This is a genomic window from Wolbachia endosymbiont of Cardiocondyla obscurior, from assembly GCF_902713635.1.
GTDB lineage: Bacteria > Pseudomonadota > Alphaproteobacteria > Rickettsiales > Anaplasmataceae > Wolbachia > Wolbachia pipientis.
The window spans coordinates 1-9,611 of record NZ_CACTIU010000052.1 but is presented as its reverse complement, the minus strand read 5'-3'; the positions used below and the strand labels follow the sequence as shown (position 1 = coordinate 9,611).

13 protein-coding genes and 1 pseudogene are annotated in these 9,611 nt (G+C 34.2%); 10 read left to right on the top strand and 4 right to left on the bottom strand.

The window, feature by feature from the left end; genetic code table 11:
* The first annotated feature begins 319 nt into the window (after nucleotides 1-319).
* From WOCAOBSORBRA_RS04485 to WOCAOBSORBRA_RS04460, 6 genes are all read left to right on the top strand, one after another.
* Nucleotides 320-517 (top strand): hypothetical protein, encoded by a 198-nt coding sequence (locus WOCAOBSORBRA_RS04485; RefSeq protein WP_174516019.1) that lies wholly within the window; start codon nucleotides 320-322, stop codon nucleotides 515-517.
* Nucleotides 518-528: 11 nt separating this feature from the next.
* Nucleotides 529-840: an ECH_0659 family protein gene (locus tag WOCAOBSORBRA_RS04480; protein ID WP_015588824.1), complete on the top strand. Its 312-nt coding sequence runs from the start codon at nucleotides 529-531 to the stop codon at nucleotides 838-840.
* Between the two features lie 136 nt (nucleotides 841-976).
* Entirely contained in the window at nucleotides 977-1,525 is a 549-nt protein-coding gene (locus WOCAOBSORBRA_RS04475) for a head-tail connector protein (protein ID WP_151807563.1), read from the top strand.
* Nucleotides 1,526-1,631: 106 nt separating this feature from the next.
* Nucleotides 1,632-2,042: a tail completion protein gp17 gene (gp17, locus tag WOCAOBSORBRA_RS04470; RefSeq protein WP_174516018.1), complete on the top strand. Its 411-nt coding sequence runs from the start codon at nucleotides 1,632-1,634 to the stop codon at nucleotides 2,040-2,042.
* On the top strand, nucleotides 2,017-2,406 hold the full coding sequence (locus tag WOCAOBSORBRA_RS04465) for a phage tail tube protein (RefSeq protein WP_174516017.1): 390 nt from the start codon (nucleotides 2,017-2,019) through the stop codon (nucleotides 2,404-2,406). Before gp17 ends, WOCAOBSORBRA_RS04465 begins: the two co-directional genes overlap by 26 nt.
* A 65-nt stretch (nucleotides 2,407-2,471) precedes the next feature.
* The gene (locus tag WOCAOBSORBRA_RS04460; RefSeq protein ID WP_174516016.1) at nucleotides 2,472-3,257 is read left to right on the top strand and encodes a hypothetical protein; all 786 of its coding nucleotides are present in this window, start codon (nucleotides 2,472-2,474) and stop codon (nucleotides 3,255-3,257) included.
* Nucleotides 3,258-3,617: 360 nt separating this feature from the next.
* Here the strand turns inward: WOCAOBSORBRA_RS04460 and WOCAOBSORBRA_RS06655 are convergent.
* Nucleotides 3,618-4,695, bottom strand: a pseudogene (locus tag WOCAOBSORBRA_RS06655) (IS3 family transposase).
* Nucleotides 4,696-4,831: 136 nt separating this feature from the next.
* Between WOCAOBSORBRA_RS06655 and WOCAOBSORBRA_RS04435 the strand changes: the two are divergent.
* Nucleotides 4,832-5,539, top strand: a complete 708-nt coding sequence (locus tag WOCAOBSORBRA_RS04435; RefSeq protein ID WP_174516015.1) for a pyridoxine 5'-phosphate synthase — start codon at nucleotides 4,832-4,834, stop codon at nucleotides 5,537-5,539.
* Here the strand turns inward: WOCAOBSORBRA_RS04435 and WOCAOBSORBRA_RS04430 are convergent.
* From WOCAOBSORBRA_RS04430 to rplM, 3 genes are all read right to left on the bottom strand, one after another.
* On the bottom strand, nucleotides 5,532-5,843 hold the full coding sequence (locus WOCAOBSORBRA_RS04430; protein ID WP_006279876.1) for an HU family DNA-binding protein: 312 nt from the start codon (nucleotides 5,841-5,843) through the stop codon (nucleotides 5,532-5,534). The two genes, WOCAOBSORBRA_RS04435 and WOCAOBSORBRA_RS04430, sit on opposite strands and share 8 nt — an antisense overlap.
* 146 nt (nucleotides 5,844-5,989) lie before the next feature.
* Nucleotides 5,990-6,445, bottom strand: coding sequence for a 30S ribosomal protein S9 (gene rpsI / locus WOCAOBSORBRA_RS04425; protein WP_006279875.1), 456 nt, complete (start codon nucleotides 6,443-6,445; stop codon nucleotides 5,990-5,992).
* Between the two features lie 10 nt (nucleotides 6,446-6,455).
* Nucleotides 6,456-6,914 (bottom strand): 50S ribosomal protein L13, encoded by a 459-nt coding sequence (gene rplM / locus WOCAOBSORBRA_RS04420; RefSeq protein ID WP_010082596.1) that lies wholly within the window; start codon nucleotides 6,912-6,914, stop codon nucleotides 6,456-6,458.
* A gap of 129 nt (nucleotides 6,915-7,043) precedes the next feature.
* Here rplM and WOCAOBSORBRA_RS04415 point away from each other — a divergent pair, with 129 nt between their 5' ends.
* The 3 genes from WOCAOBSORBRA_RS04415 (at nucleotide 7,044) to WOCAOBSORBRA_RS04405 (ending at nucleotide 9,517) form a co-directional block, all read left to right on the top strand.
* The gene (locus WOCAOBSORBRA_RS04415; RefSeq protein ID WP_006279873.1) at nucleotides 7,044-8,267 is read left to right on the top strand and encodes a TolC family protein; all 1,224 of its coding nucleotides are present in this window, start codon (nucleotides 7,044-7,046) and stop codon (nucleotides 8,265-8,267) included.
* A gap of 19 nt (nucleotides 8,268-8,286) precedes the next feature.
* Entirely contained in the window at nucleotides 8,287-8,862 is a 576-nt protein-coding gene (locus WOCAOBSORBRA_RS04410) for a PopZ family protein (protein ID WP_174516014.1), read from the top strand.
* A 76-nt stretch (nucleotides 8,863-8,938) separates the two neighbouring features.
* Nucleotides 8,939-9,517, top strand: coding sequence for an RlmE family RNA methyltransferase (locus tag WOCAOBSORBRA_RS04405; protein ID WP_015588787.1), 579 nt, complete (start codon nucleotides 8,939-8,941; stop codon nucleotides 9,515-9,517).
* Nucleotides 9,518-9,611 lie beyond the last annotated feature (94 nt).

Sequence of the window (9,611 nt, the reverse complement as noted above, 5' to 3'; positions counted from 1 at the left end):
TAAATATACAGACTTACAACTTTTGGTTGGTAATACCATAATGGAAATTTATCATTCATTTTAGAAAATACTATAGTTGCGTTACATACGCAATATCAAAACCCATCGCTGAACCAAAACCTACCACTGAATTGAAAGAAGTGGATATTCAAGGTTCAGCACAACATAGTGTTTGTAAAGCTTAGCACCTACATCTGTACGAACATTGTCCCAGGAGATAATGTTCGTACAGAGCTACTTGCATGACACCCTGGCAATCGTCATCCCGCTGCTTGTTAGCGGGATCTAGAGATACCTTGACGGTATGACGGTCCGCTACGTGCTAGCGGCTGAGATACCGCGAATGAATCGCGGTATGACGGTTCGCGGCGGCATGACGAGAAAGGAGCAGCAGGATACCATGTCATTCCAGCGCGTAACGCTGGAATCTAGTAAAAAATATTTGCAAGTTACACAGCAGTGTGAATTTTTTACTTCGGTAGTTTTTCATTATCATTATAATTATAAAAGTAGTTGAGTTTAATTGATATGAAAACTTTTACGAAAAATTTTAAAAATAACGAAAAAAAGCTAGAGGAGTTTAATAAGGAAATTGAAGATATAACAACTATAGCTCAAGATAAATTTGCACATGAACTTGAGAACATCGCATATGACAGTGTGCAAAAATTTCGCAGTCTGCTTGCTAAAGAGTTAAACTCCACCTTCAATAATATTCATTCTCAAAATGTCAATCTACTAAAATCCAGCCTAGTTGAATATGCTATAAGTTCAAATTTTATCAACAAAAAAGGAGAAACAGCTTTAATACGTTCTCTTCTTAATATATTCATACGATAAAGCACTCAGAGTTGTTGCTGCGCCAATTTAACTTAATGTTGCATGCAAGCTGCATAGCTAAAGTAAGTAAGATTTGCCCCACGCTGTCACGAGGTAAACCTTACTTATTCTAGCTATATCAAAAAGGAGGGTTATTATGTCAATAAGATCTACTTCACCAAGAATATCTGTGCAACGTAAATCTAAGCTTAAATCTTTTCCGGTTACTTTAGAAGAGGTTAAATCTTTTTTACGCATTGAGAACGACCAGGATGATAAGTTGATTTCAGATCTAATTTTTATGGCTACTGATTATGCTGAGTGGCATATGGAAAAGTCACTGGTGAAACAAACATGGCAAGTTTCATATGAAGATTATGTACCTCGTAGGATCTATTTAAGCTATGGCCCTGTGAGTAAGATAGTATTGGCTACTGCAATGATGTCTAAAAATCAAGAGAAGAGAACACTTAAGTATTATTTTAGTGATGTAGGGGGCTACGTTGAGTTTTTCAATTGTTTGAATGCAATAAGAGTTGATGTTGTATACGAAGCTGGTTATGACAATGTTCCTGAGCAGATAAAACTAGGTATTATGCGGCATGTTTCTGCTCTTTACAAAAATCGTGAATCGGAGGTAAGTAGCCATTTGTCTGAAGTGAAGAAGGTATATTCTCCGTTTCGCGAACCAAAGGTTGTTTTGTAGCTCTTTCTGGTCATTCAAACTGGGCTACTACGTCATACCGTTACGGATAGATCCCGCTAACAAGCAGCGGGATGACGAGTTTCTATATATCTTTTGAGGGTTAATCATGAAAAAAATTCAAGCTATAAACGAGTTGTACAGTAGCATTTATGCAGCACTAAAAGCAAATTCTGATTTAAGGAAATATGTTACTAACATTTATGACTACTTACCTAAACAGGTCACCATTCCTTACTTGAGATTGCGCGCAGTGAATTATAGCAACCTGCATATGCTGTCCAATTTTGCTACAAAGGCAAGATTTTCATGCGACATATATACTTATCATATAGACAGTATGTTTGCCATTATAAGGCATATTAACTTGATACTTAAGAGCATTGAAGGTTTTAATAATGAGGCCATTTTAGAAAGTAATTGTGCTATGGATCAGCACGATGAAATTTTACATTCAACAATTAATTTTGATATTTTAATAAAAGGAGGTGATAATGAGCAAATTACAGCTAAAAATTAAAGATCATGACAATAATTTTATTGTGTTAAATAATATAAGAAACCTAAGGTTTACTTTGCGTAATAACAGAGAAGAGGTGAGAGATATTTCTTCTTTTGGCTGGAGAAAAGTATTGGACTCTGCTGGAAGCAGACATATTACGATAAAAATTAATGGAATTTTAGACTCTGTATTAGCTGATGAATTATTACGTAATTCTGCTATGCTAAACTCTAATAATGATTATGAAATTAGTTTTAATGCTAAAGAAAAGATCAGATTACGATGTTCAGTTGAACTGTATGAGAGATATTATGATCCTGTTACTTTTGACAGTTTTACTGTCGTTTTAGCCAGTGCTGAAGTTGTAAACGCTTTTCATTAATGTTAATTTAATTTTTTCATATACAATAGTAACTGGTGAGAATTTTAACTAAATTAAAAAAAATCATGAACGACAAAGACCTTTTCGAGGAAGACGGTGATAATATTGAAGAAAATAACGATGATAAAAGAGAGAGAAGTTTAGAAAATGAAAATCAGCAAAATCAAGAAGAGCAACACAAAGAGGAAGATAAGCAATACATAATACAGTATATTCAAGACTATTTGAAAGTTTTTGAGGATATTCTAAATCAGATCGACGAAGGAATTGACAATTTAGATAGTTACGAAAGGACTATGCAAATAAAGCGAAGCATAGACAGGCTCATAGAGACTTTATATAGTCAGGCTGCGTCTGAAGATATTGATGCAGAATTTGAAACCACAAAGCATACTCGCGATAAATCAGAATCTATGAAAAGAGTTAGAGAGAAAAGAAGGAAGCAAGCGATAGAAGAAGTGTTAAGTAGCATGTTTGCCCAGCAACAGAAGGAGCTAATGAACGCTAAACACTTAAGTCATGGACATGAAACAGCAAAAGATGGGGATGTCCACGAAGCAAAGGAAAAAGTGAAGTCTTCAATCAGGGGAGTGTTGTTTTCGGTGATTGCTCATAGGATGGATCCAAGAAGGAGGGCAGGGGAAACTGCTGACGGTAACGAAAAGCAAGCTCATATATATGGCAGGGAAGCAGTTGGTGGAGCTTTAGGTGCATTGTTAAAAACGTTTTTAACAGCAGTTATTGCCGTTGTGCGTGAAATTGCTAAGCCACTTCAGAAACCGGAAACATCTTTTGCAAAACAAGTTGAAGAAAGCAGAAACGCAGATTCACAAAAGGGTCGATCTGTGTAGATTTCTCCTTGTAATAATCTTTCGATTCTACTGTCTGTTAATTCAAATTAGGGTTATAAAATTTTAGAAGCCAGCTCTTATATAACCAATTTATAGCAAGAAATTACGATACAAAAATCAGCGTCCGTTAGAAAATAAACATAACACAGGGTGATAGAGTTGCCCCTATCCATAAGCGTCAGTTAAGCTCAAAATTGTAAGCTTAAAATATGGTTGAATAATTATTAATAATAGTATATAATTATTAACGTTTTTCAGGCATTTTTGTTATGGGTGCGCCAAGTAAGCGTTTAGAATACAATTGGTGAAAATCCAACTGACCTTACCCAGAAAAAGTGGAGAGAAAGTGTGGAATGTTTTTTACAAAAAGAATGATGCATCAAATTGTTCTGGAATGCAATAGTTAATAGTGACGTTGTTTGTTATAAAAAATTTCTATGTATTCAAATATTGCAGTTCTAGTTTGTTGAGCAGAGTGTTGTGAAGTATCAATAAGTATTTCTCTTTTCAATGAGCTAAAGAAGCTTTCTGCAACAGAATTGTCGTAACAACAGCCTTTATTACTCATCTATATTCTTTACAGCTAAGAGATATTGATACCCTTGCGCAGTATATTGTGAACCTTGATCACTATGTAATAGTAGATTTTTAACAGGTTTACGCCTATTAATGGCCATTAATAAAGAGTTCATAACCAATTGTTTATTTATTGCACTACTCATTAACTACCATACGTGAGAATTATTGCTGCCAAATATAGCCATCCCTCCTTGGTTTTGATGTAAGTAATCCCATACTTTATTTGGTTGATCAACAATAAAGTTTTGATCTAGTATATTGGGAGCTACAGCTCTATTATCTGTTTGTTGTTTTTTAATTTTAAACTTTCTTCTCAGTATAGCCCTGATGTCATTTTTCTGCATAATACTTTGCACCGTTTTCAAATTGCAACTTTTACCCAAAGCCTTCAATTCAGCATGAATTTTAGGAGCTCCATATCTACATTTAGAAACTTGATATATTTTTTGAATAGCTTCGAGTAGCTCTTTATTTGCTGATTCTCTACTGCTTATTTTTCTTGTGGTCCACTTATAGTAGCCACTAGCAGAAAATCCTACATAATTCCTGTACTTTATAGCAGTTACTATATAAAAAAATATTTTACTCTTTTTGACTGGCCAGGGCTTTTTTTTAAATGTCTCTTTCCCTTGTTACTCTTGCTTTGTAAATCAAACCTCTCTTTGTCATAAGGTGCTACATCTGGAAATGCATTTGCCGCTGACTTTTTTTCGTTATATTTCTTCATCCATTTTCCTAATACACTATCCCTTATTCCTAGATCTCTTGCTACTTTTGCAACTGGTTGACCTACCTTTCTTTGTTCATTTGCCAGCTTAACAGCTTCCAATTTGAATTCTGCTGTATATTCTCTTACCATTTCTAATCCTCCAAAATTTTATTTTACCCAAAAAAACTCTTTTCTTTCTCTCCACTTTTTCTGGGTAAGGTCAAACAATGACTATGCAAAAAACCTAATAACATGTATAATCTATAAATAATTTCTGAGGTAGATTGTGAAACTAGGTGTTAATATCGATCACGTTGCAACCCTCCGCAACGCACGCGGAACTTCTTATCCAGATCCATTGAAAGCAGCAGAAATATCCATTGACGCTGGAGCAGACTTTATTACTGTACACTTACGAGAAGATAGAAGGCATGTTAGAGATGAAGACGTATTTAACCTAAAAAAAAGCATTAGCACTGAGTTAAATCTTGAAATTGCAGCCACGGAAGAAATGCTTGAAATAGCAAAAAAGGTAAAACCCTATTCGATTAGTATAGTACCAGAAAAAAGAGAAGAATTAACAACCGAAGGTGGCCTGGATATCGTGAATATGCACAGTAAACTTTCTAGTATAATAGAGGAAATGCATAGCTCTAGCATAAAAGTCTCACTGTTTATCGATCCAAATATTGATCAACTAAAATATCTTGAAAAGCTAGGGACAAAACCTGACATAATAGAAATTCACACAGGGGATTACTGTGATAATCCATCAGAAAAAAAGTTACAGTTAATTACTAATGCTGCAGAGTACGTCAATAAATTAGGAATAGAATGCCACGCAGGACATGGCATAACTTATAAACACGCTAAGAAGATGACAAGAATACCTCACATCTCAGCTCTTAACATAGGCCACTATTTAATTAGCGAAGCTGTATTTTACGGCTTACACAGCGTAGTAAAAACAATGAAAATGACAATGTCTAACTAACTGCTGCTTTTTCCTTCTCATTTAAAATACTTAAAAGAGTTTGGCTTGCTTTAAATTTTACCCTTGTCTTTTTAGGAACAGTCATGATCTCACCACTTTGGGGGTTACGACATTGTTTTTCCTGACTGATAGCAGTAGAAAATGTTCCTATTCCATGCAAACGTATTTCACCTTTCCCATGCAGCTCATTCTTTATTATTTTAATAAACGCATCATGAATCTTGCTCAAATCAGATTTTGTTATATCTATATTCTGACTAGAACAATCTTCCTTTAATTGTTTTATTATATCTTCTTTACTCATAAATTACCTTAATATTGAAAAAATCACATAAATAGCATATTATGTTGACACCGATAGTCAACTAAATTCATCACAAAAATAGAGGATATCATACATTTTTGCAAATATTTGTATAATACTTACAAAAAAACACCCCTATAAAATAACTATCTCTTAGAAAATTGACACTTTTTCCGAGCTTTATGTTGACCATATTTCTTACGTTCAACAACACGTGAATCTCTAGTTAAGAACTCACCATTACGTAGTATAGAATGCAAATCTTGGCTTACACTACTTAAAGCTCTGCTTATTCCATGAGCTAGAGCACCTGCTTGACCAGATAGCCCTCCACCTTTTACAGTTGCAAATACATCGTATTTATCCAATGTGGAAGTTGCAACAAATGGCATTTTTACTATTTGGCACACTGACTCTCTTTTAAAATAAGAAATTAGATCGCCTTTTTTGTTAACACTAAATTTTCCACTCCCCGGCTTTATCCATACTCTTGCTACAGATTCTTTTCTTCGGCCTGTAGCATATAAACGACCAAGCGAATCAACTGCTGATTTAATTGTCTTTTCTGACCAATCATTGTTATTTATTGTAGAACTCTTCATTTTTACTCCATTACTTTTTATTTTTACGATTCAAAGAGGCAAAATCTATCTTTTCAGGTTGCTGTCCTTGATGCTTATGCTCTGAACCAGAATAAACATACAAATTTTCAAAGCGTCTACGTGCCATAGGCCCATCATCAAGCATCCTTTTCACTGCCATTTCTATTACACGCTCAGGAAATTTGCCATTTAAAATATTATCTGGAGTAGTTTTCTTCAAACCACCAGAATAACCTGTATGCTTATAGTAAATTTTATCTTTAAGCTTCTTCCCGGTGAAATGCACCTTTTCTGCGTTGATAATAATTACATTATCGCCACAATCCATATGAGGTGTATACTCAGGTTTATGCTTTCCACGTAATAGTGTCGCTACAAATGCTGCAAGCCTCCCTACCACTAATCCTTCTGCATCTATGACAAACCACTTTTTATTGATTTGTTTCTCCTTTAAGAAAAAAGTCTTCATTATTTGATCCAACAATAGTAAGCTATGATATACTTAATTTCTCAATAGTGTCAACAATATTAGTTATTGATTATTAAAGTAATTTATGTTAGTAATTGAGCTGCGCAACCAATATGCATAGGAATTAGAATGTTTCGATTGATTATCACACTTGCGATCATTTTTAATACTATAAGTTGCTATGCAACCGATGTGGGAGAAGTGATAAGCAAAGCCATCAAAAATAGCTCAAAAATAAAGTCTCAATTTTACCAATATAAAAGCGCAGAAAAACACTATAAATCTTCTGGGTTAGCTGGATTTTTACCTGACATTAATTTGCAATACAATTTCGATAGTAACTTTAATCTTGATACATCTGAAAAAAAACTTACATTGCGCCAGAAATTAATCGATGGCGGTGGTACCTTTGCCACATTCAGTCGATCAAGCCATCTTCTCAAAGCAGAAAAGATGCGATTTCAGCAATTAAAACAAGAGCTTGCACTTAATGCTGTGAAAGCATATGTTAATGTTTTACAAAAGACAGAAATATTAAAGCTCAGAGAACATAAAGAACGCGTTTCTTTGGAACATTTGTCAGCTATGAAAAAACGCTTTTCCCTTGGAGAGGTAACCAATGCTGAAGTTTTGTTAGCAAAAGCAAAATTTTCGTCTTCTATATCCGAAAGAGTTGATGCTGAAGGTAAATTAAAGTTGGTAAATATTGCTTATTATCATTTGATTGGCGAAGATGCTGATGACCTTTCTGAAGCTAATGATAAACTACCTTCTGTTCCAGAGCTAAATGAATGTTTACAGTTAGCAAAAACCAATAATTTATCTCTAAAAGCAGCAGTTTATCAAAAAAGAGCAGCCGGAATGGAAGTGATTGCTGAAAGCTCCAAGTGGCTTCCTTCTTTAAATCTAAGTGCAAGCAAAAATTTTGGGGAGGATGGTATGAAGGTAGACAAACTATTAGAAAATGTTCATGTAGTTTTTACTCTTGATGTTCCAATCTTTAAGAGAGGAGTTAATGCTTTTGGTGTCAGTAAAGCTAAAATGGATGCAAAAAAATCTACCTACGATTATTATGAAACGGTAAAAAATATAGAACAAGCAGTTGTAAATGCTTGGAATAATGTGTTGACAGCAAAGGCCATTATCAAAGCAAGTCAAGAAGCGGAAAAAGCAGCAGCTCTAGCATTGGAAGGAGTTGAGCAAGAAGTAAACTTAAATTTAAAGAGTACATCTGACCTTTTGGACACTGAAGATGCATTATTTAAAGCACGTTCAGACTTAGTTGAAGCAAAAAGCAATTATGTGATTAGTGTTTACAACTTGCTTTTTATGATAAATAGTATAGACCTCTAAATTTAATGGTATTAGCACTATGCATGATGAACAAGGCAATCAATCTGTAAAAGATATCCTAGAAGATATAAAAAAAGCTATATCGGGTAAAAACGCGAGTAACGATAAAGCAGAAATAAAGGATGAAAATGATGATGTGCTATACCTTGAGGAAGAGTATCCAGAAGAAATAGAAGAAGATGGCAAAAAAGAAAATAATGAAAAAGAGGACATTGATAATGATGACCAAAGTGAGGAAATGGCTTGCAACAATAACCAATTTAATGGCCATAGCTACAATTCAGAAGAAAAAAAAGATATTTATTTGTACGATAATATCCAAATGAGTAATAACAAAGCGAGTAATAGCGGCTTACAAGCGCAAAATAACGATCATCTAATTTTAAAAGAGAATATGGAAGAGATCAAAGCGTTGCTTGGAAAAATGCAAAACGAATTACAGCATAAACAACAAAAAAAAGCGAACCTTACTGTTGAAGAATTAGTTATATCTCTTTTAAAACCTCAGCTCTCAGAATGGCTGAATAAATATCTACATGCACTGGTAAAAGAAGTAGTTGAAAAAGAGCTTAAAGATATAATCAATAATAAGTAGGGTATTAGCAATAAAAACTAGAGTAAAGACGGCTAGAGGCAGAAAACTATCTTCAACAAGGTGGCTACATCGTCATTTGAATGATCAGTATGTGCAAAAAACTAGCAAGGATGGTTATAGGTCACGCTCAGCATATAAGCTGGTAGAAATGGATAACAAATTTAAATTATTCCAAGAAGGGCAAAAAATTATTGATCTTGGTGCTTCTCCTGGTGGATGGTCACAAGTTGCATCTCAGAAAGGTGCAAATGTGGTTGCTCTTGACATAAAACCAATGAACGCAATTAATGGAGTAGAGTTTATACAATGTGATATTATCAATGAGTTTGAAATTTTAAGAGAAAAATTCAAGGATCAAAAATTTGATGTAATTTTATCTGACATGGCGCCCGAATCTTGTGGTTTAAAATCGTTGGATCATATCAGAATTATGCTTTTATGTGAGGCAGCGCTCAATTTTGCAAAGCATTTCTTGAGCCATGGTGGCACGTTTGTAGTAAAAATTTTCCAAGGAGAATCTGATAAAGATTTTTGTAACGAGCTAAAAAAAATGTTTAAAACAGTAAAATACTTTAAACCAAAGTCAAGTAGATCTGAATCTACAGAAATGTATTTGGTAAGTTTAGGCTTTATTGGCAGCAGACTTTCTATATAATATTAATCTAGGTAGTTCGCAGAAACAAAAAACTTACTTGACAAACTCCGCCAGCCCCCTTATCATGAAACTGAAGCTATTGTATTTGCTTTCG

Coding starts and splice junctions, on each gene's coding strand:
- rplM (WP_010082596.1), bottom strand. CDS start 6,914: ATGAAGACTTTTTTCTTAAAGGAGAAACAAATCAATAAAAAGTGGTTT.
- WOCAOBSORBRA_RS04480 (WP_015588824.1), top strand. CDS start 529: ATGAAAACTTTTACGAAAAATTTTAAAAATAACGAAAAAAAGCTAGAG.
- WOCAOBSORBRA_RS04410 (WP_174516014.1), top strand. CDS start 8,287: ATGCATGATGAACAAGGCAATCAATCTGTAAAAGATATCCTAGAAGAT.
- WOCAOBSORBRA_RS04430 (WP_006279876.1), bottom strand. CDS start 5,843: ATGAGTAAAGAAGATATAATAAAACAATTAAAGGAAGATTGTTCTAGT.
- gp17 (WP_174516018.1), top strand. CDS start 1,632: ATGAAAAAAATTCAAGCTATAAACGAGTTGTACAGTAGCATTTATGCA.
- WOCAOBSORBRA_RS04465 (WP_174516017.1), top strand. CDS start 2,017: ATGAGCAAATTACAGCTAAAAATTAAAGATCATGACAATAATTTTATT.
- WOCAOBSORBRA_RS04460 (WP_174516016.1), top strand. CDS start 2,472: ATGAACGACAAAGACCTTTTCGAGGAAGACGGTGATAATATTGAAGAA.
- WOCAOBSORBRA_RS04415 (WP_006279873.1), top strand. CDS start 7,044: ATGTTTCGATTGATTATCACACTTGCGATCATTTTTAATACTATAAGT.
- WOCAOBSORBRA_RS04475 (WP_151807563.1), top strand. CDS start 977: ATGTCAATAAGATCTACTTCACCAAGAATATCTGTGCAACGTAAATCT.
- rpsI (WP_006279875.1), bottom strand. CDS start 6,445: ATGAAGAGTTCTACAATAAATAACAATGATTGGTCAGAAAAGACAATT.